At 56.0% G+C, this 21,808-nt stretch carries 17 protein-coding genes, 1 tRNA gene and 2 pseudogenes; 10 read left to right on the top strand and 10 right to left on the bottom strand.

Translation table 11 applies throughout. The features are described from left to right. Positions 1-6 precede the first annotated feature (6 nt). Entirely contained in the window at positions 7-381 is a 375-nt protein-coding gene (locus tag Z946_RS0112250; RefSeq protein ID WP_025056023.1) for a diacylglycerol kinase, read from the bottom strand. A 151-nt stretch (positions 382-532) separates the two neighbouring features. Here Z946_RS0112250 and Z946_RS0112245 point away from each other — a divergent pair, with 151 nt between their 5' ends. Next, positions 533-2,047, top strand: a complete 1,515-nt coding sequence (locus Z946_RS0112245) for a catalase (protein WP_025056022.1) — start codon at positions 533-535, stop codon at positions 2,045-2,047. A gap of 54 nt (positions 2,048-2,101) precedes the next feature. Here the strand turns inward: Z946_RS0112245 and Z946_RS0112240 are convergent, their stop codons facing one another. The 4 genes from Z946_RS0112240 to Z946_RS0112225 all read right to left on the bottom strand — a co-directional run bounded on the left by Z946_RS0112240 (position 2,102) and on the right by Z946_RS0112225 (position 9,031). Next, positions 2,102-4,597, bottom strand: coding sequence for a GcvT family protein (locus Z946_RS0112240; RefSeq protein ID WP_025056021.1), 2,496 nt, complete (start codon positions 4,595-4,597; stop codon positions 2,102-2,104). Between the two features lie 161 nt (positions 4,598-4,758). Continuing rightward, positions 4,759-6,165, bottom strand: coding sequence for an FAD-binding oxidoreductase (locus tag Z946_RS0112235; protein WP_025056020.1), 1,407 nt, complete (start codon positions 6,163-6,165; stop codon positions 4,759-4,761). A gap of 39 nt (positions 6,166-6,204) precedes the next feature. Next, complete coding sequence (gene ggt / locus Z946_RS0112230) at positions 6,205-7,980, bottom strand: gamma-glutamyltransferase (protein WP_025056019.1); 1,776 nt, start codon at positions 7,978-7,980, stop codon at positions 6,205-6,207. A gap of 64 nt (positions 7,981-8,044) precedes the next feature. Further along, positions 8,045-9,031: a 2-hydroxyacid dehydrogenase gene (locus Z946_RS0112225; RefSeq protein ID WP_025056018.1), complete on the bottom strand. Its 987-nt coding sequence runs from the start codon at positions 9,029-9,031 to the stop codon at positions 8,045-8,047. Between the two features lie 156 nt (positions 9,032-9,187). Here Z946_RS0112225 and Z946_RS0112220 point away from each other — a divergent pair, with 156 nt between their 5' ends. The 4 genes from Z946_RS0112220 to Z946_RS0112205 all read left to right on the top strand — a co-directional run bounded on the left by Z946_RS0112220 (position 9,188) and on the right by Z946_RS0112205 (position 12,308). Then, positions 9,188-9,658: an SH3 domain-containing protein gene (locus Z946_RS0112220; protein ID WP_152540576.1), complete on the top strand. Its 471-nt coding sequence runs from the start codon at positions 9,188-9,190 to the stop codon at positions 9,656-9,658. Positions 9,659-9,777: 119 nt separating this feature from the next. Then, on the top strand, positions 9,778-10,770 hold the full coding sequence (locus tag Z946_RS0112215; protein ID WP_025056016.1) for an NADPH:quinone reductase: 993 nt from the start codon (positions 9,778-9,780) through the stop codon (positions 10,768-10,770). Positions 10,771-10,853: 83 nt separating this feature from the next. Next, a complete protein-coding gene (locus Z946_RS0112210; RefSeq protein WP_025056015.1) occupies positions 10,854-12,173 on the top strand; it encodes a mechanosensitive ion channel family protein in 1,320 nt (439 codons plus the stop codon). A gap of 60 nt (positions 12,174-12,233) precedes the next feature. Beyond that, positions 12,234-12,308, top strand: a tRNA-Gln gene (locus Z946_RS0112205). A gap of 173 nt (positions 12,309-12,481) precedes the next feature. Here the strand turns inward: Z946_RS0112205 and Z946_RS0112200 are convergent. The 4 genes from Z946_RS0112200 to Z946_RS21115 form a co-directional block, all read right to left on the bottom strand. Then, entirely contained in the window at positions 12,482-14,122 is a 1,641-nt protein-coding gene (locus Z946_RS0112200; protein ID WP_025056014.1) for a recombinase family protein, read from the bottom strand. After that, positions 14,119-14,529: a DUF2924 domain-containing protein gene (locus Z946_RS0112195; protein WP_025056013.1), complete on the bottom strand. Its 411-nt coding sequence runs from the start codon at positions 14,527-14,529 to the stop codon at positions 14,119-14,121. Before Z946_RS0112195 ends, Z946_RS0112200 begins: the two co-directional genes overlap by 4 nt. Then, positions 14,519-14,821, bottom strand: a complete 303-nt coding sequence (locus Z946_RS0112190; RefSeq protein WP_025056012.1) for a DUF3489 domain-containing protein — start codon at positions 14,819-14,821, stop codon at positions 14,519-14,521. Before Z946_RS0112190 ends, Z946_RS0112195 begins: the two co-directional genes overlap by 11 nt. A gap of 227 nt (positions 14,822-15,048) precedes the next feature. Then, positions 15,049-16,263 carry a Hint domain-containing protein gene (locus Z946_RS21115; RefSeq protein WP_025056011.1) on the bottom strand — a complete coding sequence of 405 codons (1,215 nt, stop codon included), beginning with the start codon at positions 16,261-16,263 and terminating at the stop codon, positions 15,049-15,051. An 896-nt stretch (positions 16,264-17,159) separates the two neighbouring features. Between Z946_RS21115 and Z946_RS21405 the strand changes: the two are divergent. Continuing rightward, positions 17,160-17,294: pseudogene (locus Z946_RS21405) on the top strand (integrase core domain-containing protein); the annotation flags it as partial. Positions 17,295-17,339: 45 nt separating this feature from the next. Then, positions 17,340-17,591: pseudogene (locus Z946_RS20685) on the top strand (DDE-type integrase/transposase/recombinase); the annotation flags it as partial. A gap of 80 nt (positions 17,592-17,671) precedes the next feature. Here the strand turns inward: Z946_RS20685 and Z946_RS0112160 are convergent. Then, positions 17,672-19,057: an aspartate aminotransferase family protein gene (locus tag Z946_RS0112160; protein WP_025056008.1), complete on the bottom strand. Its 1,386-nt coding sequence runs from the start codon at positions 19,055-19,057 to the stop codon at positions 17,672-17,674. Between the two features lie 144 nt (positions 19,058-19,201). On the opposite strand from Z946_RS0112160, the gene Z946_RS0112155 reads away from it, so the two are divergent. The 3 genes from Z946_RS0112155 to Z946_RS0112145 all read left to right on the top strand — a co-directional run bounded on the left by Z946_RS0112155 (position 19,202) and on the right by Z946_RS0112145 (position 21,806). Further along, positions 19,202-19,894 carry a GntR family transcriptional regulator gene (locus tag Z946_RS0112155; protein ID WP_025056007.1) on the top strand — a complete coding sequence of 231 codons (693 nt, stop codon included), beginning with the start codon at positions 19,202-19,204 and terminating at the stop codon, positions 19,892-19,894. Then, on the top strand, positions 19,891-20,835 hold the full coding sequence (locus Z946_RS0112150; protein ID WP_052836097.1) for a LysR family transcriptional regulator: 945 nt from the start codon (positions 19,891-19,893) through the stop codon (positions 20,833-20,835). Before Z946_RS0112155 ends, Z946_RS0112150 begins: the two co-directional genes overlap by 4 nt. 206 nt (positions 20,836-21,041) lie before the next feature. Further along, on the top strand, positions 21,042-21,806 hold the full coding sequence (locus tag Z946_RS0112145; protein WP_025056005.1) for a class II aldolase/adducin family protein: 765 nt from the start codon (positions 21,042-21,044) through the stop codon (positions 21,804-21,806). Positions 21,807-21,808: the final 2 nt, after the last annotated feature.

Here is a 21,808-nt window from a genome sequence, read left to right as displayed (position 1 = left end):
CGGGGTTTACCCCATCACCCACTGCCAGAATGCGGCAACCCACAGGATTGCCAACAGTCCGGTCGCAAACAGAACCGCAAGCGATCCCAGATCCTTGGCCATGCGCGAAAGCTCGTGCCGCTCGACGCCGATCCTGTCGACGACGGCCTCAAGGGCCGAGTTCAGGATTTCTACGATCAGAAGGAAGATACCCGCGCTGATCAGGATTGCGGCCTGAAACACTGTGCCCGAGATCAAGAAAGCCACCGGCACGGACACCAGCCAGACCAGAAATTCCATCCGGAAGGCTTCCTCGTGTGTCCAGATGTCCCGAAAACCGGCGCGCGAATTATGCCATGCCGCAACCAGCCTCGCGGTGCCCTTCAAAGGTTGGTTCGCCATATGTAATCCTCTGCCTGCTTCAGCGAACTCTACGCGCCACTGCGGCAGAGCGATAGAGGACGCCCCCTTCGCATGGAACCTTTTCGGAGATTGGGTTGTTGGTCGACTAATGACGCTTGTCTCAAGCGCGGCCAAATTCAAGGATATTCTCATGACCGATAAGCCAACCCTCACCTCCACATCAGGCAAACCCTACCCCACAAACGAGACATCAGAAACGGCAGGCCCGCGCGGCCCTGTGATGATGCAAGATCACTACCTGATGGAAAAGCTGGCGCACCAGAACCGCGAGCGTATTCCGGAGCGGGTTGTACACGCCAAAGGCTGGGGGCTTCAGGGCGAATTCAAAGTCACACATGACATCACCAAATACACCTGCGCGGATGTTTTTTCTCAGATCGGCAAGACAACAGAGGTGCTTTCGCGTTGGTCAACGGTTGCCGGTGAAAGTGGCGCTGCGGATGCGGAGCGTGACGTCCGTGGCTTTTCGCTGAAGTTCTATACTGAGCAGGGCAACTGGGACATGGTAGGCAACAACACGCCCGTGTTCTTTATCCGTGACGGTTTCAAGTTCCCCGACTTTATCCGCACGCAAAAGCGTCATCCAAAGACCAACATGCGTTCACCCGAGGCGATGTTCGATTTTTGGGCGGGGCAACCAGAAAGCGTGCATCAAGTAACGATCCTGATGTCGGATCGCGGCATCCCACAATCCCCTGCACATATGAATGGTTACGGCAGCCACACCTTTTCGATGTGGAATGCGGCCGGCGAACGCCATTGGGTCAAGTTCCACTTCAAGACGCAGCAGGGCCATAACTGGCTGTCAGATGCCAAGGCGGCCGAGATTATCGGCAAGACGCGCGAAAGCTATCAAGAAGAGTTGTGGAACATGGTCGAGGCCGGCAACTTCCCCAAGTGGACGATGAACATTCAGGTCATGACCGAAGAACAGGCGCTTGAGACAGAGTATAATCCGTTCGATCTGACCAAGGTCTGGCCGCATGATGAATTTCCGCTGATCGAGGTCGGCGAGCTGACGATGAACAAGGTGCCGGAAAACTATTTCCAGATGGTTGAGAACGCGGCGTTCAACCCGAACAACATTGTTCCGGGTATCGGCTTCTCACCCGACAAAATGCTGCAGGCGCGGGTCATGGCCTATGCCGATGCACACCGCTACCGGATCGGGACCCATTACGAGGCACTGCCTGCCAACGCGCCCAAGAATGCCAAGGTGAACCATTACCACAAAGACGGCTCCATGCGGTTCTTTACCAACGATTTTGGCAATCCGAATGCGTATTACGAGCCGAACCAGTATGAGGGTCCGGTAGCAGATGAAACTGTCGCAGAGCCGCCGTTGCGCATCGACCCCGAAGCGGTCGTGGCCCGGTTCAAGCAGGAAGAAGCGGAAATTGATTATGTACAACCCCGCGCGCTTTATGCCGAGGTGTTTAATGACGAAGAACGCGACCGTCTGCACAAGAATATGGCCGGTGGGATGGCCCCTGTATCCGACAGCGTGAAGGAGCGTTGGCTGGCCATTCTGAAAAAGGTTGATCCACGGTATGAAGCCGGGGTCCGCAAAGCGCTGGAAACCGGTAACCATGGTGATCCGTCACTGCCTGTCACGGACGATACACCGCTGGAAGTTGCGGACTAAATTAACGTTGAAGAGGTGCCTCTTTCGGGCACCTCTTTTCATTTCAAATGTCGCTTATCCATCGATCCGGATTTTCGCATTCTTGGGATCATACGGGCTGTCTTCGACAATCTCGGCATCCCAAAGCTGATCGAACATTTTCACCTTCAGTTTCGTTCCGACCACTGCATGCTCAGGTTTGACGTAGCCCATGCCGATGGATTTCCCGAAAGCAACGGAATAGCCACCTGAGGTCAGCCTGCCGGTACGCTCTCCCCCGATATAGAGGACTTCGCGCCCCCATGGGTCCGCGTCGTCAGGGCCGTCGATCAGGACCGTGACACATTTGGAACGGATGCCATGGCCTTCCATTGCGGCTTTACCGTGAAACTCTTTCGACAGATCGACAAACCGCGGCAGATCAGCTTCTAGCGGTGTCGCATCCCGGCCCAGTTCTGTGCCGAAAGCGCGGTAGGACTTTTCTTGACGTAGCCAGTTTTGGGCGCGGGCACCGACCAGTTTCATGCCGTGTTTTTCGCCAGCTTTCTCAAGCTGGTCAAATAGGTAGTTCTGCATCTCAATAGGATGATGCAGCTCCCAACCCAGCTCTCCGGTATAGGCCACGCGGATTGCGCGGACCGGGCACATACCCAGCTCGATATTGCGCATCGTGAGCCATGGGAAACGCTTGTTCGACAGAACCGTTTCAGGATCTCCATCTTTGACAAGCGCGTTCAATACATCGCGGGACTTTGGACCGGCGATTGCGAAGACACCCCATTGGTTGGTGACATCGTGGCATTCGATATACCCGAATTCGGGCGCTTTGTCCTCGATTGCCTTGCGCAGAAAATCGCTGTCATAGGCGGTCCAGGCACCTGCGGAAACCAGATAATATTCGTCCTGTGCAATGCGCACGATGGTATATTCGGTGCGCGTTGTGCCCGCACCTGTCAGCGCATACGTCAGGTTGATGCGACCCACCGAAGGCAGCTTGTTACAGGTGAACCAGTCTAGGAATTGCGTGGCCCCGGGGCCTTTGACAACGTGCTTGGTAAAGGCGGTCGCGTCGATCAGGCCCACGCCCTCACGGATCGCCTTTGCCTCTTCGACTGCATATTGCCACCAGCCACCGCGCCGGAAGGAACGGCTGTCGTGGTCGTTAAATCCTTCGGGAGCATAATAGTTCGGACGCTCCCAGCCGTTTACAAATCCGAACTGCGCGCCACGCGCCGCCTGGCGATCGTAGGCTGGTGACGTACGCAGCGGTCGGCATGCGGGGCGCTCCTCATCAGGGTGGTGCAGAATATAGACATGCTCATAGCATTCCTCGTTCTTGCGAGCCGCAAATTCGGTTGTCATCCAATCGCCATAGCGTTTGGGATCGAGCGATGCCATGTCGATTTCTGCTTCGCCTTCGACCATCAACTGGGCCAGATAGTACCCCGTTCCGCCCGCTGCTGTGATCCCGAAAGAAAACCCTTCTGCCAGCCACATGTTTCGCAGGCCCGGTGCGGGGCCGACAAGGGGATTGCCGTCAGGTGTATAACAAATCGGACCATTAAAGTCGTCTTTGAGGCCAGAGTCTTCACAAGATGGGATGCGGTGGATCATCGCCGCATACTGGTCCTCGATCCGCTCCAGATCCAACTGGAACAGGTCCGCTCGAAAGCTGTCGGGCACACCATATTCAAACCGTGCGGGTGCGTCTTTTTCGTAGACCCCCAAAATCCAGCCACCGCGTTCTTCACGGACATAACTTTGCGCGTCCGCGTCGCGGATTACGGGGTGTTCGGGGTTGCCTGCTTCCTTGCGCCATTTCACCAGCTCGGGGTCCTGATCCATGACGATGAACTGATGCTCCACCGGGATCGCGGGCATCTTGATCCCCAGCATTTGCGCGGTGCGCTGTGCGTGATTGCCCGAAGCGGTGACGACATGCTCGGCGGTTATAACGATTTGCTCGTCGGATGGGATCAGGTTACCGCCTTTCTCAACCATTTTGGTGCAGGTAACTTCCCATGCCGAGCCATTCCAGTGGAATGCATCAGCTTGCCACTTACGCTCGATCATCACGCCACGCTGGCGTGCGCCCTTGGCCATGGCCATCGTGACATCTGCCGGATTTATGTAGCCATCCGTTTCGTGGTAAAGTGCGCCTTTCAGGTCCTGGGTGTTTATCAGTGGCCACTTTGCCTTGATCTCGTCGGGCGACATAAAGGTATAGGGCACGCCGCAGGTTTCAGCGGTCGAGGCATAGAGCATATATTCGTCCATGCGCGCATCCGTCTGCGCCATGCGCAGGTTGCCGACCACTGCAAAACCGGCGTTCAGACCGGTCTCTTCTTCCAGCGTTTTGTAAAACTTGATTGAGTAGTCGTGGATGTGGGTCGTCGCATAAGACATGTTGAAATACGGCAGCAGTCCTGCTGCATGCCAGGTTGAACCAGACGTCAGCTCGTCACGCTCCAAGAGCATCACATCATCCCAGCCCGCGCGGGCAAGATGATAGGCAATCGACGTACCGACAGCCCCGCCGCCTACAACCAATGCTTTGACGTTCGTTTTCATGTGCCCCGAATCCTTCTGACAGCGTTGGGGTCCGTTTTAAGGACACTGCGCAATTTCCGCAGGCAAGCGCCGACCCAACATATCAAAAAACCGACCTTGCCGTGCACCGCGGGTCGGATGCAGCCGAAAAGGCCGCAAAGCGGCCTGCCAAAACAGCCGGATTACAAAGGCAGGATTTTACCAGGGTTCATGATGTTGTCAGGATCGAGCGCCGATTTGATTGCCGACATTACGTTGACCGTACCTGCCCCCAGCTCTTTGACCAGATAGGGGCGCTTGCCCTGTCCGATCCCATGTTCGCCGGTGCAGGTGCCGTCCATGGAAATCGCCATGTCGTTCAGCCAACTGACAAACACCTTGGCGCGTTCAGTCTCGGCCTCGTCGTCCATGTCGATCAACAGCGACGCGTGAAAGTTACCGTCTCCTGCATGGCCAACGATTGGCGCAAAGAGATTCAGCTCTTCTGCTTTGGCCTGTGCAGTTGTCACCGCTTCGGCCAGACGCGAAATAGGGACGCAGACATCCGTCGTCACCGCCTTGCACCCCGGCCGCATGGCCAACATCGCCCAATAGGCATCATGGCGGGCTTGCCAAAGCTTGTTGCGCTCTTCCAAAGTCGCGGTCTTTTCAAACCCGGAACCGCCATCCTCTGCGGCAAGCATCCCGAACGTTTCCGCTTGCTCTTCCACCGATGCCTCTGATCCGTGAAATTCCAACAGCAAAAGCGGGCCTTCTGGCAGATGAAGCTTGGAATAGGCATTCACGCCACGCACCACTTGGGTGTCCAAAAGCTCGATCCGCGCAACAGGCAAACCGTACTGGATCACGGCCATCACGGTCTTTGAGGCCGCCTCAACAGAGGGGAAGGAACACCGCGCCGCAGATATAGCTTCGGGAATTCCCTGAAGGCGCAGAGTGATTTCGGTGATGATCCCCAGTGTCCCTTCAGAACCGACCATGAGACGGGTCAGATCATATCCGGCAGATGATTTCCGCGCACGGCTGGAGGTGCGGATCACAGTGCCGTCCGCCATCACAGCCTCGACGCTCAATACGTTGTCTTTCATCGTCCCATAGCGGACCGCGTTGGTCCCTGACGCCCGCGTTGCGGTCATCCCACCCAAAGACGCATTGGCCCCCGGATCAATCGGGAAAAACAGGCCCTGATCACGCAGGTGGGTGTTGAGCGCCTCGCGGGTGACGCCGGGTTGGACACGACAATCAAGATCGCCAGAGTTGACCTCAAGCACCTTGTCCATCTGGCTTACATCAATGCTGATCCCGCCTGCGGGCGCGTTGACGTGACCCTCAAGCGATGTCCCTGTTCCGAAAGCAATGATCGGCACCTTATGTGTGGCACAAACCTTGACGATTTCGGCTACTTCTTCGGTAGACTGGGCAAAGACCACGCCATCAGGCATTTGGTTGGCAATCCAGGTGGTGGTATGGCCGTGTTGCTCGCGAATAGCCTCACCTGTCTGGAAACGCTCACCAAATTGTTGCTTAAGCACGCCCAGCGCGGCGGCAATTCCATCCTCGTTGCGCATCAGCGCACTGCCATCTGCCATTTTTCACTCCCTAATAATCCATGATCCGAGCGCAGCCCGCTATTGACCGACGGCGACACCTTCGCGACGTGGATCGGCACCACCTTGCAAATCGTTACCGATGGCAATCACGTGCAGGCCGGACGTCAGACTGCGCAGGCCGACTTCATAGCCCATCGCGCCAAGCGCCTCTTCCAACGCGGCGGCCTCGGTGCCTTCTTCCAGATCGTAAGTGCCGAACCGGTTGACCGCATGGGGCACACTTACCGCTTGCTGCACATCCAGACCCCAGTCGATCACCCCGATGATCGTTTGTGCCACATATCCAATGATCCGGCTACCACCGGGGCTGCCCACGGCCATCACAGGTGCGCCGTCTTTCAATACGATCGTTGGTGCCATCGAAGAACGCGGGCGTTTACTAGGCTCAACCCGATTGGCAATCGGCACGCCACCCGCTTGGCTGCGGAACGAGAAGTCCGTAAGTTCATTGTTCAAAAGAAAACCGCCGACCATCAGACGGCTGCCAAAAGCGTTTTCAATAGTCGTAGTCATGCTGGCCACGTTGCCTTTCGCGTCCACGATCGAGATGTGCGAGGTTGACGGAAGTTCGATGCTTTCATCATCTGCCCACAGAAGGGCGTGATCCCAGTCGGGATTGCCCGCTTCAACACTTTCCAATGCAGTATCCCCCCCCAAAACAGCAGCACGTTCCTGCATGTATTCGGGGTCAAGCAGTCCGCTGACCGGTACCGGCACATAGTCGCTGTCCGCCAGGTAACGCCCGCGATCCGCAAAGGCGAGACGGCTTGCGTCGCCGATCAGCATGCGCACTGTCGGGTCTTGCGGTCCCGCGCTCAGGTCGAACCCTTCGAGTGCCGCAAGGATCTGGCCTACGGCGACGGCACCGGATGAGGGCGGACCCATGCCGCAGACCTCGTGTGCGCGGTAGGGCGCACAAACGGGGGCGCGTTCCTTGACCTGATAGATGGCCATGTCGGTTTCTGACAGGACGCCGGGGTTATCTGCCGTCCGCACGGTTGCGACAATCTCGCGGCCGATACGCCCGCCATAGAATGCTTTGGCACCCTCGTTCGCATATGTCTCAAGCGTGACCGCGTAGCCCGGATTTTTCAGTATATCACCCGCGACGACCGGAACGCCGGCAGGCATGAAATAATCCGCGGTGACCTTTGAAGACGAAAGCCGTTCGCGATCCCCGTCAACAAGCGCCGCCAGTCGCGGGGACACGGCGAAGCCCTGCTCTGCCATCACTCGCGCCGGTTCAAGAAGGGACGCCCAGTCCTGATTGCCCCAACGGGCATGTACTTCGGCCAGCAAAGCCGGTGTTCCGGGCGTCCCGACAGAGCGCCCGCCGACCACGGCGTCGAAAAACTTGAGTGGCTCGCCTGCTTCGTCTTGGAAGAGCTGCGGCGTTGCTTCCAGAGGTGCCGTTTCGCGCCCGTCGAGCGTTGTGAGGCTGCCCGACGCCGCATCATACCAGATCAGAAAGGCTCCACCGCCCAAGCCTGACGATTGCGGCTCGACCAGACCCAAAACAACCTGAACGGCCACCAATGCATCAGCAGCCGTTCCGCCAGCGGCCAGAACATCGGCTCCGGCTTTGACGGCATGCGGGTTTGCTGCCGCGATCATCCAGTCATTGGCTTTGACCGGCTGACCGGCGTCTTTGGCCGCAAGTGCCGCCATGACGTTTTCTGGAAGACCCTCAAATGCGCCTGCGCCAGATGCTTCGGGCTCGACTGCGTCCGCTGCCTGCTGCGCCAGCACGGGGCCTGCGCAAAAAACCATCAAGATACTCAGAACTTTCCACATAACGCGTTTCCCTTTTCTCTTTCATCAGCATGTCCACCAGTCATTTCAGATGCACATGGCGGTCTTACAGCATTGAGGGCACCACCTGATCTGGTGGCCGGTGACCGTCATCAAAGGTTTTGATGTTAATCAGGACTTTCTCGCCCATCTCAAGACGTCCTTCGAGGGTCGCGGATCCCATATGTGGAAGGAGCACGACATTCTCCAACTCGCGCAGGCGCGGGTTCACGTCAGTGCCATGCTCGTAGACATCCAGCCCTGCACCGGCAAGCTCACCGGCACGCAACATCCGCGTCAGCGCGTTTTCATCAACGACTTCCCCCCGCGAGGTGTTTACAATCACCGCATCGGGTTTCATCAGCTTCAACCGGCGTGCGTTCATCAGATGGAAGGTCGAAGGCGTGTGCGGACAGTTGATGCTGATGACGTCCATGCGTGCCACCATCTGGTCAAGGCTCTCCCAATAGGTGGCCTCCAGCGCGTTCTCGATCTCCGCGTGCAGCCTGCGTCGATTGTGATAATGGACTTGCATACCAAAAGCCGATGCGCGTTTGGCGACCGCCTGTCCGATCCGGCCCATACCGAGGATACCCAGACGCCGTCCGCTGACACGTCCACCCAAAAGCGCGGTAGGTGCCCAGCCGGACCATTCGCCCTTTTGCATCAAAGCCATGCCTTCGGACATGCGGCGCGTCACGCTAAGAAGAAGCGCCATTGTCATGTCCGCGGTGTCCTCTGTCAGTACACCGGGCGTGTTGCTGACCAAGATGCCGCGCTGCCGTGCGGTGGCCACATCAATGTGATCCACACCTGCGCCGTAATTCGCAATCAGCTTGAGCCGCTCACCCGCCTGCCCGATCATCGCCGCGTCAATCTCGTCCGTGATCGTCGGGACCAGTACATCGGCTTCCTTCATCGCCGCAGACAGCTCTGTCCGGGTCATTGGCACATCATCAAGACGCAGTTTGACGTCAAAGAGTTCCGATAGCCGCGTCTCAACCGCGTCCGGCAACCGTCGCGTGACGACAACACTCAACCGTTTCTTTGACATTCGTGTCCTCCCAGACTTGGCCTTCGCACTTCTTAGCGCCATGGTGTCCCATGCGAGCCGGAGGCACAAGAACCCAGCGCCGCAAAAGAGCAAACAATCACAGTGCAGGCAGCACCCATGTTTCAGTCGGTCTTGAGAATCACGTTTGTGGTCCTGATGGTTATGTCATTCGCCCCTGCCGTTCCGGCAATTGCAGGCGATACCGGTTCTGTAACCAACCTGCCGCTGCCGCGTTTCGTTTCCATGAAAGCTTCCGAAGGCAACGTGCGGCGTGGACCGTCGCTTTCGCACCGCATCGACTGGGTATACAAACGCCGCGACATGCCATTGCGGATCACTGCAGAGCATGGTCATTGGCGCAGGGTCGAGGACCGCGATGGCATCGGCGGCTGGGTTCATTATTCGCTGCTGTCCGGCACCCGCACCGTGCTGGTCGAACAGGATATGCTGCCGCTTCACGTCCGCCCCGACCCGAACGCACCTGTTGCGGCGGCGCTTGAGTTGGGTGTTGTGGCGAAACTGGGCGATTGCGACACCGAATGGTGCGAACTGCGCTCGGGCGGGTACAAGGGCTGGGCACCCAAATCACGGGTCTGGGGTGTTGCTGCGGGTGAAATACGCGAGTAATATTGACGTTCCTTCTCCCAAGGGCATTGGCACGCAGCGTTAGACGCCGCACCGGTTTGCATGCATGCGGTCTTTGCGTCAGGGTAATCTGATCGAACGCTAATCAGAGGTGCCATATCATGCGTGCAATCACTTATTCAGAACTCGGCGAAGCGCGCGATGTTCTCAGCCTGCAAACGCTCGACAATATTCCGCCAGCGGCGGGCGAGGTTCGCGTCAAACTGAAGTTGTCTGGCGTGAACCCCTCAGACGTGAAGTCACGCAAGGGACGCCCCGGCATGACCCATCCTCCGTTTCCCACTATCTGCCCACAGAGTGATGGCGCAGGTGTGATTGATGCCGTTGGCGATGGTATTGAGCAAAGCCGTATCGGCCAGCGTGTCTGGATATGGAACGGCCAGTGGCAGCGCCCGATGGGGACCGCCGCAAGCCACATCACCTTGCCCGCCAAGATGGCGGTACCAATGCCTGATGACGTCAGCTTTGAAACCGGCGCGATCCTTGGCATTCCTGGGCTGACTGCCGCACAGGCGGTGTTCGGCGGCGGCGATATCGCAGGCACGACTGTGCTGATCCACGGCGGCGCTGGCACGGTTGGTTTGCTGGCCGTACAGCTTGCCAAATGGGGCGGCGCACGTGTGATCGCGACATCCAGCCCGCGCGACTTTAATCGTGTGCGCGATGCAGGCGCGGATGTGGTACTTGACTACAGCGCCGACGATTTGGCCAAAAAGATCCTTGCCGCCAATGATGGTGCCTTGATCCCCACGGTGATCGAGGTCGAATTCGGCGTAAATGTTGATCTGGACGGCGAGGTGATCGCCCCAAACGGACGGCTTGCCGCTTATGGATCAGCCAAAGAAATGGCTCCGACATTCCCGTTTCTGCCCTACCTCTTCAAAGCCGTCACAGTTGATATCATCCTGATTTACCTGCTCCCCGATGCTGAACGCATCGCAATGATCGACAAGCTTCATGCCGCCCTCGCCGAAGGTGCCCTGATCTGTCCGGTAGAACGAACCTATCCGCTGGAAGATGCCGTTGCTGCACACGAAGCTGTAGAAGCCGGCGGTCGCGTGGGGGCCATTCTGCTGGATTGCTCAGACGCCTGATCGCTTGCATGGATGGATTGTGTTGCGAGTACGCAGGGCTGCGATATGCTGAGCGCATATTTGTCCTGATTACGAGCCGATATATGCGTTTCATTGCTTTGACACTTTGTTTGCTGCTGGCCGCCCCTCTGGCGGCGCAGACCTCTGACCAGCCGACCGGAACCATATCTGTTGCCGATGATGCGCAATCGGATGCGCGCATCGGCAACCGCATCCGCGATATTCTGGCAGAGCTTGACGGATACGGCGATATCACCGTGTCCGTTTCTTCTGGCATCGTCACCCTGCGCGGGACCACGCCAGATGCAGAAAGTGTTCTTCGCCTTAACGAGATCACTGGCCGTGTTGAAGGCGTGGTCGCCATCGAGAACGAGGTTGCCGAGACCACGGACATATCAGAGCGACTGAACCCCGCAGTCGAGCGGTTCAAAGCACGCGTCACCCAAATGATCGCCTTCTTTCCGCTGGCCCTGATCGCCATTTCTGTCTTTGTCCTGATCGTGATCTTTGGATTTTGGCTCGCCAAACGCGAACAACCGTGGGACCGACTTTCGCCCAACGCCTTCATCGCCGACATCTACCGACAGATCACGCGCCTTTTGTTTGTTGTGGGTGGTCTGGTTGTGGCGTTGGACATCGTGAATGCGACAGCGCTGCTGTCTGGGATTCTAGGTGCGGCAGGTATCGTGGGCCTCGCCATCGGTTTTGCGGTACGCGACACGGTCGAGAACTTCATCGCCTCCATCATGTTATCGATCCGCCAGCCCTTCCGACCCAATGACACAATCGAGATCGAGGGCGACACTGGCAAGGTGATCCGTCTGACGTCCCGCGCAACGATTCTGCTCAGCTTTGATGGCAATCACATCCGCATCCCGAACGCGACCGTGTTCAAAAGCCGGATTGTGAACTTTTCGCGTAATGCGGAGCGGCGGTTTACCTTTGCATTGGGCGTTGCCGCAGATGCCGATCTGGACCGCGCCCGCACCATGTTGCAGGACACGCTGACGGGCCTTCCGTTTGTGCTGACCACCCCTGAAGCCTCTGTCTGGATCGAAGAAGTCGGAGACTTCTGGGTGAACATAAATTTAGCCGCTTGGATCAATCAGAACGACACCGATATCGTCCGCGCGCGGTCGGAAGCGATACGTTTATGCCAGGCTGCATTGGACCACGCAGGCATCGCAGCCCCCCTGCCCGGCTACAGAATCGAAACCGGCGCTGCACTGGCGACTGACCCTTCTGACAGTGACACAGCGCAGAAAGCCGCCAAGGGCCCACCCCTGGCCCCCGTTCAGGATGTGGATGCCACGGCAGACAAAGAGCTGACCAAAATTGTTGATCTGGAACGCGCAGAACTGGCCCGTGATGACCTGCTGACGCATGATGCTGTAGAAGAATAGAGTTTTTGCCAAATCGGCTCTTGCACACTCCGCTTCATCCCCTTAATTAGCGGCTCACGTTGGGATGTAGCCAAGTGGTAAGGCAACTGTTTTTGGTACAGTGTACCGTAGGTTCGAATCCTACCATCCCAGCCACGTACTTCCGTAAATGTAGATGGTGCGATTGTCGGTTACGATAATGGCGTGTTTTCGGTAGGTTACGGCGGCGCCAGATATCCGCAGACCAATGATGCTCGCCACTTCAGGCAGAACACCCTCAAGTGTCTACAGACCGCATTTCAACGGTAGCAGTGTCCGGCTTTACGATGTCAGAGAGACGCGATGATCGCGCGCTGGTCTTGCCAATTGCTTGGCAAGTGATGACGCTTGCACCATTCGGACGTGAAGCCGAGCGGCTGCTTGCCATCAAGGACCATTTTAATGATGTCCGGTGCCAGTAGCGCCAGCTCAATGATTTGCTGGATACGCCGCGATGTTGTGTCATTTGCTTTGGCTACCTCAGAGAGCGTTTGGCCAGACTTGACCTGTTCAAACCAGTGATGCGCCTTTGCAAGATTCTGGATCAGCGTTTCGTCAAGCTCAGTAGTTTCATCTCCCAGCACCAGCTTCGTCTCGACACCGCGTTTGCGGATTTGAAACGGCGAGGTGATGGTAAGTGCTTTGTGAACAATTCTGTTTGTTTTGACCACCAGCATGTTGCTGACACCACTTGGATCAAGCGTGACCCGCAACTTACCAGTTTCGACCTTGATGTCATGAACAAGGTTTAGAAGGTGCTTTGGATGCTGCCCATCGCATAGCCGGGCCAGTTCATCGCGCCATTGACCCGTTTCGCTGATCGACGCGTCGGGAATCAATTGATTGAGGTACGATGGTGTCATCAGCGTTGTTCGGATCACCTGAGCAACTTTGGCTTCCAATTCTGGCGCGGGCAAACGCCAGCCATCCAGATTTACCTCACCACTGCGTTTGATCAGTCGATGCGAGATGTAATACCTCAGACGCATGCCTTTCGACGTCTTGGTGTGCGAGGGCGTAAGTCGATCACCTGTCTCATCAAACAGCTTGCCACAGAGCAGTGACGTTTGTTTTGCGGCGTTGCGCACCCTGCCCTTGGTCGCGCCGTCTTTCAGTTGCTGCTGTATCTGATCCCATCGAGCGGGCGTGATGATCGCCTCGTGTTGTCCCTCGTGGATCTCTTTGCGGTGCCGGATCTTGCCTGCATAAATTGGATTGGTGAGGATGTGGTGGATGTGGCCGCGATCAAATAGGCCGCCACCGGACTTTCTGCCGACGGTTGTCTCGCGCTGCCGCGTGCGCAGTTGCAACTTTTCAGCGGCCTCTTTCACCTGCCGTATTGTCCCATGTTCATCATAAAGATCGAAGAGAGTTCGGATGATTTTTGCCTCGACCTCATTGATCGTCAGTGTCCTGCCATTCGGATCATACCCCAAGGGCACGTTGCCTCCCATCCACAAACCTTTTCGTTTTGAGGCAGCTATCTTGTCTCTGATACGTTCCGCTGTCACCTCACGTTCGAACTGGGCAAACGAAAGCAGCATGTTCAGTGTCAAGCGGCCCATGCTGGTGGCTGTGTTGAAGGACTGGGTGACAGAGACAAACGACGTACCTGCCGCATCCAGCGTGTCGACGATCTTAGAGAAGTCGGCGAGAGACCGCGTTAGCCGGTCGATCTTGTAAACTATGATTTGGTCGACCAACCCGTCTTCGATATGTTGCAGCAACTGTTGCAGCGCAGGCCGCTCTAACGTGCCGCCAGATATTCCACCGTCGTCATAATGCTCCGGTAGCATCACCCAGCCCTCATGCTTCTGGCTCGTGATGTAGGCCGCACAGGCCTCGCGTTGTGCATCCAGCGAGTTAAACTCCTGATCCAGCCCCTCTTCAGAAGACTTGCGCGTGTAGATGGCGCAGCGGGTCTTTTTCATGACCCGCGCCCTGCCCCGCTTGTGAGACCAAAGAAACGTGGGCCGGACCACGTCGCACCGGTGATGTGTTTGGCGATGGCGCTGAGCGACTTCCAGTCTTTGCCATCCATTCGAAAGCCGCCCTCAACTACTTCCACTTGGTAGCTGCGCCCGTTCCACTCCCGCACCAGATGGGTGCCTGCTTTTGCTATGCCCGCTTGCGCAGCGGGCACGGTCTTGCCTTTTGCAATCTGCGCCAGTGCCCGTCGGGTCTGCGCGGGAAGCCCGCCCAGCGCTTTGCATTGGGTTTCATGTGCAATCGCCTTTTCCATAAACCCGACCGAGAGAAACTTTGGTGGAGGCGATCCAATGACCGCCTCCCATTCTGCTAGAACTCTCGGGCGCTCCGGGTTCGGATCACGCCCCATGATGCGCGACCTCTGCGCCTGCCTTCTTCGGCACAGTTGGCGCAGCCAGAATACGGAACTTAGATGCTCCGCCCTTAGCTGCCTTCTCCCCAGCCACTTCGTAGCCTGCCTTGCGCAAGCCACTCATTGCAGCCCGTGTCGTGTGCTGTTGCCAGCCCAGCTTCTCGCTCAGCGACTTGATGTCAGCACCTGTCTTTGTCCCCAGCAGTTTGATCAACTGGTCTTTCTTGGTTGTCCGGCTGGACTTGGAAAGCTTTGGCATGAAATATTGCTTGTTCGCTGTATCGGTCATGTGCGTCTCCTCAGATGATCAGCGCAGGTATTCCGCTGCTACTGAGCAGAGCCCGAACTGAGCGGGTGGCATACGCGAATGGGTCGCGGCGTGGTGGCAGTACCGCTCCGACAGCGGCCGAAGTCCAGTCAATTACAGAGAACAATCAACACAAAGGGCGGAGTCACGGATGCTGCAAAATGTACGAATGGCAGTTCCCGCGTCAAATCCGCAGATCATACTCATTCTCAAAGCTGTGCGATGATAGGTTTATCATTGCGTGTGTGACGAGCGATCAAGCGGCGCGCTCGCTTCATTTGGGCGTGCGGGCGGGCAGGCATAACCTTGCCGCCTTCAAGTGTTTCGCGATCCAGGCCAAGCAACATCAGCGCCTCACACAGTGCCGCATCGGGGATAGAACGCAGGGCTTGCGGACCTAAATACAGGCTCTCGCTGCGTAAGCCTTCAGCGATCACAATGTCATGGGCATCGAGCAAGATGTGGAAATAACGCACAGGCGCACGGGGCGTGTCGATATAGATGCCGGGCAAAGAAAGCAGCGATTTCGCCGCGACCAAGACTTCCTGCGTACCGAACATGCGTTGCACGATCGGTCCTTTCACGAGAATGCGGTGTTGCTGCGACAAACGCAGATCGCGGGCAGGAAGGCCAAGCCCGAGCGCGCCTTTGGAGATGCAGACTGGTGCCAATTTACGTTGGGCCGCCATGTCCTGCGCTGACCATTGTTTCGAGAAGGTCCAGCGCACGGGCACGGCGCGTCCATCGGCGGTCAAGACCAGATCGCCGACCTGTAGGCACTCAACCTTGCACGAGCCTGACGGGGTAGACAGATGCGTGCCATCGGCAAAGCAGATATTTGTGGTGCCCGGCGTAGGGGCCTCAGTTGAAAAGGTTGTTGCGCCGTCCCCGGTGCGTTGCAAGGATTGGCCATCAACGTCGTTGCCAAAATTCTCGCCTGAGCCGTTGCGCACTGCGCCCGCAGGAAACCCGCTATACCCCCCTGCACCCAGCGTCGGATCATCCAGCGCGTCACCATTGTATGTCGCTTGGATGAACGTGCCTGCGCCCGAAGGATCTAGTAACGTGACATTGTCGCCGCCATTATTGAACAGCGGCGAGTTGCGCCCGGCATCAAAAAACAGATCACCGGGATCGCCTGTCGGCAATGCGCCACCTGATTGCAGACCAGACATGACCAGCGCATGGCCTCCTGCAGCAAGGATGGTGCCTGGGGGAAAGGTGAACCAATGGCCAACGCCGGCGTCCCAAAGTTGGAGGCCGGAGATATCAATCGCCGCGGCAGAGGTGTTGTAAAGCTCGACATACTCATCGACGGCATTGGCCGTGCCATTCCCGTCGGTGTCGAAATTTGCGCCAGACGCACTATTGGGATCAACGAGGATCTCGTTGATGATTATCCCGCCAAGTAAAGTATCGGGCATTTCATATGCCTTACGATTTACGAACTCGCCGTACAGTAATGAGGAAAAATGTCATAAATATGGAAACCTACTGCGCCCAATTCACTGTAAACCGATACTCTCTACGTGAAGTTTTGATACAAGGCGGAGAGCTTTCCGAAGAGGGTTTTTATTTACTTTCAGTAAATTACAAAATTCCAACGTTTGTTGAACGGTTCGCCAAACCGGATATTGGCGCACTTGCAGTCAAGGTCGGTTTTGTCCCGCATTGCAGTCATCTGGTCACGCCGAAATGCTGCGTCCCGCACGAACGGCAACTTTTGGGAAGGCGGCATGTTGAATTTTGCCAAGCTCGAATGGCCGGTATGGGCTGTTCATGTCGATCGACGCCAAGGGCGGAGAGGAGACCTTCGCTGCACTTTGCACAGAGGTCCGGTGTGCGGGATTTCCAGCCATTCGTAATGACCAGCCGAAGGGCCGTTAAAGTCGCGCGTTTTAGGTCGTGAGAGTTGAAACTTTCCACGCGAGGATGGCCGCCAACGGCAAGAAGAAGACCCATGACACGTGGTTTCCCTTAGAGACAAGAAGTGCCACGAGCCCAAGCGCAACGCACGCAATTGAAAGTGAGATCATCGTCGTTCGGGCCGCAGTATCGATATCAACAGTCATCTGCATCAAGACATAAGCTTGCGCCCACCAGAATAACGTTAGGGCATGCCATCCGAACCAAAGCGTCAATCGCCCGTTGCGTTAGCTGCCTAAGACAACGGGAAAATTTTCTTTGGCCAGCAATGGGCGAATGAGGTTTTTCTCGCCTAGGAGGCTGTGCATCAGTCCGACAAGGAACAACAACGTGGCTGCAATAAATAGCATTTCTTATCCTTGGTTGGGGTCTTTGGCATCGTGGTTTGATGGATCTGCGTGAAGCCGAAATCATCATCGAACGATGGAGGAAACACTACAACACCAAACGACCCCATAGTGCTCTGGGCTATCGCCCACCTGCGCCTGAGGCCATCGTACTGATGGACCAAAGGCCGATTATGCACTGACTTTCAATCTGGACCACTCAAGTGGGCCTGCTCAGCTTTCAAAGTCTAAACGTAATATTCAAGTTCACCGGTTCTGGAAAGACTATCATGATTGTCCAGCCCAAGTATCTCAACAATGTCGTTGAACAGGACCACCGTTTCATCAAAAGAATTACCCGGCCTATTATTAGATTCAAGGCGCTGCATTCGGCAGCATCCACGCTGGCCGGAATTGAAACAGCCCATATGATCCGCAAGGGCCAACTTGGTCAAAACGGGGTCTCACCATTCAAGCAGTTTGCAGCGCTCACAGAATAACTGCATCCAATGGTTGCTGATTTAAAAACCTCAAAATATTTGTGACAGATCCAGAACCTAAGCATGCCTTTACTGATCCGCTATGCATTTTGATACAAATCGGGCCTTACAGCTACCGATAGCTCATCCAAACTTTTCTCGACAATATGCAGAATTTTCTTCACCTCGGCAGAGTTGATGATCAATGGAGGACAGAAGGCCAATGCATCACCCATATTCCGAGAAACCAGCCCGTTTTTCAGCATAATTGCACTCATTTTCGCCCCCAGTTGGCCTACTGGAAAATCATCTGTTCTTCCATCAGGCGCAATCACCTCAAGCGCTGCGATCAACCCAACGCCCCTGACGTTTCCGACCAGTGGATGATCCTCGAAATGCGCCAAACCAGCCAAAAGCTCGTTACCGCGGGCAGCGGCATTTGCCACCAGATCACGCTCTTCGATGATCTTGAGGTTTTCCAGCGCGACCGCAGCGCCCACGGGGTGCCCGCCCCCGGTATAGCCGTGACCCAAAACTCCAATGTTGTTGCTTTCGTCTGCGATAGGCTCATAAACACGGTCGTTCATCATGAAAGCGGAGAAGGGAAAATAGGACGAGGTAAGTTGTTTCGACATCGTGATGATGTCCGGTTTGATACCGAAAGTCGTTGATCCGAACATATTGCCTGTCCTGCCAAACGCGCAAATGACCTCGTCCGCGATCAACAAAATGTCGTACTTTGCAAGGACTGCTTGAATTTTTTCCCAGTACGTCGCGGGGGGCACGACAACACCGCCTGCCCCCATCACCGGCTCGGCAATGAATGCAGCTATTGTATCAGGCCCTTCGGCCTGAATCATTGCGTCCAAGTCATCTGCGCATCGCGTAGCGAATTCTGTTTCGCTCTCCGCGTCGCGCCCTTCGCGGTAATAGTGCGGAGAGGTGGTATGCAGAAACCCGTCGATCGGCAGATCGAAAGACTTATGGTTGGTAGGCAGCCCCGTCATGGACGCCGCCGCGACCGTCACACCATGGTATCCACCGAGCCGCGATATGATCTTTTTCTTATCGTGCAGCCCCAAGGCGTTGGACCGATACCAGATCATTTTGACGATCGTATCATTTGCCTCTGACCCCGAATTGGTAAAGAATACCTTGCTCATCGGTACAGGTGAAATCGAAATCAGTTTTTCAGCCAGATCAATGGCAGGGCCGTGGGTGCGGTGGGAGAATGTGTGGGAGAACGGCAGCTTTTCCATCTGCGCGAAGGCCGCGTCCATCAATCGCGTTTCGTCAAACCCCAGGGCAACACTCCACAGTCCGGCCATGCCTTCGATATAGCGTTTGCCGTTGGAATCGAAGACATGGATGCCCTCCCCCCGGTCAACGATAATGGGGCCGCGATCCCCATGCGCTCGTGCATTCGTATACCCATGCAGATGATATGCAACGTCGCGGGCTTCGTCGGAATTAGGGCGCAGGTTCATAGTTTCTAACCTTTTATCGAGAAATTCATCACAGTTCCGCAGGAATCCGGTCCAATACCCTTTTGCTAGCCCCTTGGCTCTTGGCTTGACAAGCATTTTTGATGCACCATGCATCAGATTTGATATTAAGAGCGGAGACAAGCAGTGTCTGATCCTTTCGAAATACTGGGACGAACCAGTCTTGGTGATCAAGTATACGGACGTATCGCAAAGGCTTTGTTGACCGGCCGCATGCGCCCTAACGACAAGCTGACCATTCGTGGACTCGCCGAACAACTTGGCGTGAGCACCACACCGACCCGCGACGCGGTCAAACAGCTGACCCAAGAGGGTGTGCTTGAGCAACGCTCGCCGAAAGATGTGCGTGTACCGGTGATGCAGGCAGAGACCTATCTGGAAATTCTAGATATCCGTTTGCATCTTGAGGGGCTTGCCGCTGAACGGGCCACGGAGCGGGCTGAATCCAGCCACATAAAGGCACTTCTCAAATTATTGGAACGCAATGATCGCGCCATTGCGAACAATAACTACTCAACCGCGACAGAGGGCAATCAGGAATTTCACCTTGCTTTAAGTGATATTGCCAACATGCCAAACTTACAGAAGATCCTCAGGGGATTGTGGTTACAAATGGGGCCGCTTGTCGCATGTTATTATGACACAAACCCACCCGATTTGAACTTAATGCACTATGAAGTCGTGCGCGCAATGGAAACGCGCGAACCCGCCCGTGCACGGGATGCGATTCGCTCGGACATACTAGTCGCGAAGTCCGCGATGCTGGACCAGATTGAAGCGTTAAATACAGAATTTCGTGGCGCGGTTGCCGGAGAATGAGCAAAGAGATCAACCATAGCTTGCCAGGCTTCGAAAGTTTGGACAACTGGGGTTTGCTGCGCAGTTTCTACTTTATCGGCAACGAAGGCGGTGTCACCCATGCGGCCAAGGCACAAGGCCTTAGCCAACCTTCGGTCAGTGCATCCCTGATGCGGTTGGAAAAGAAGTTGGGCCAGCAGTTGGTACAGCGCGGTCAACGTGAGTTCGAACTTACTGCGGCGGGTGAAGTTCTTTTTTGCGAGGTGGAGCGCATGTACGAAGCGGCACTGCGTGCCGAAGAGAAACTCAAGACATTGCAGTCCGATCTTGTCGGAAAGGTGCACCTGCAAATTGTGACCGGCGTACGCAGTGACGTTGTGGATGAAATCTTGCGGCTCATGCATCAACGACATCCCTCGGTTGTCATCGACATACAGATCGCATCAAGCCCGACAATACTCCAGAACGTTATCTCTGGTGTCGTACCCTTCGGGATTTGCCTGATGACCCAGCCTTTGTCGCGCCTTGAATGCCAACTCTGTCTTCGGGCTCAGTATGGTGTCTTCTGCGGCCTGGAACACCCATTGTTCGGCCGTCAGAATATCACCATGGACGAACTAAGGGATGTCCCATTCATTTCGTTTTCTTGCGACGCTGAAGGGCGCGCGCCCGAGCCTATGATGGCACTGCGGGATGGGGCGAGCCTTGGACGTACGATCGCTGGCACCAGTGGGGATTTTAACGAAGTGTGCAGGATGATCACCGCGGGCCTGGGGATCGGTGTGCTCCCCGTGCACGCAGTGCAACGTGAGATTGAAGAGGAGACGCTTTGGCATATCAAATTGCCCAGGGCCCAACTCTATGCGGACATGTTTTTCATTTCCGACCCTGCCCGCCACTTCAATCTCTCAGAGAAAATGTTCTTGTCCGTCGCGAAAGAAATTATTGGTATGCCCACTTAAAGTGCACATGTGCGCTTAGGGAAGCATTTGGATGATCATTACATTTACCTCCACTATATCTGGCATAACCCTGTTCTATTTTGTGGTTTGATAACCCGGTGCTAGCCTCGTTCTCAAGATAACTGAACAAACCGCTCCGACGCCAAGGCAGGCGACGAATACGCCCAGTATTAATGCGCGTCTGAGCCATAGATATTTAGGTGAATATGAAAGCCGACGCCATTTCCGACATCCCGACAGAGCGCCTGCACCTGGCCGCCGCCTACAGGCTTATTGCTCACTTTGGGTTAGATGACAGTATATTTACACACATCTCGGCGCGGGCTCCAGCGTCAGAAGCCGAGCATGGCTTTCTTATCAATCCTTTTGGCTTGCGGTTCGACGAAGTGACCGCCTCCAACCTTGTGACCGTAGATCTGGACGGGACAATCATCCAGGACACGTTCGGCAAAGGGATCAACAAGGCCGGCTTTACCATTCACAGTGCCGTGCATGCCGCCCGTCCCGAGGTTGGCTGTGTCTTACACACCCATACCGTAGCGGGCGTTTCCGTTTCCTCGATGGCGCAGGGGATACTGCCGCTCAACCAATGGGCTATGCAGTTCCATAACCGCGTCGCCTTCCACGACTACGAAGGCATTGCCCTTGATCTGAGCGAACGCGAACGTCTGGTCGCCGATCTCGGTACGCGCAATGTGATGATCCTGCGCAATCACGGGCTGTTGACCTGTGGCGGCACCGTCGGAGAGGCTTTTGCCCTCATGTTCAACCTTGAGCGGACCTGCAAAGCACAGGTCGCACTTCTTTCGTCTGGTGCCGCGCTGAACCACGTGTCCGAGGAGCTCGCCGAACATACGGCGAGCCAATACGAAAGCATGACGCGCGATCGCGGCAACCCAGACGTTCCAGACCCCGAGTGGGAGGCCTATCTGCGCCTCGCACTCAAACACTACCCCGACCTTGCACAATAAGC

Source organism: Sulfitobacter noctilucicola (assembly GCF_000622385.1).
Classification (GTDB): Bacteria; Pseudomonadota; Alphaproteobacteria; order Rhodobacterales; family Rhodobacteraceae; genus Sulfitobacter; species Sulfitobacter noctilucicola.
Note: the sequence above shows the minus strand (reverse complement) of the source record. Positions and strands in the feature narration are given on the sequence as shown.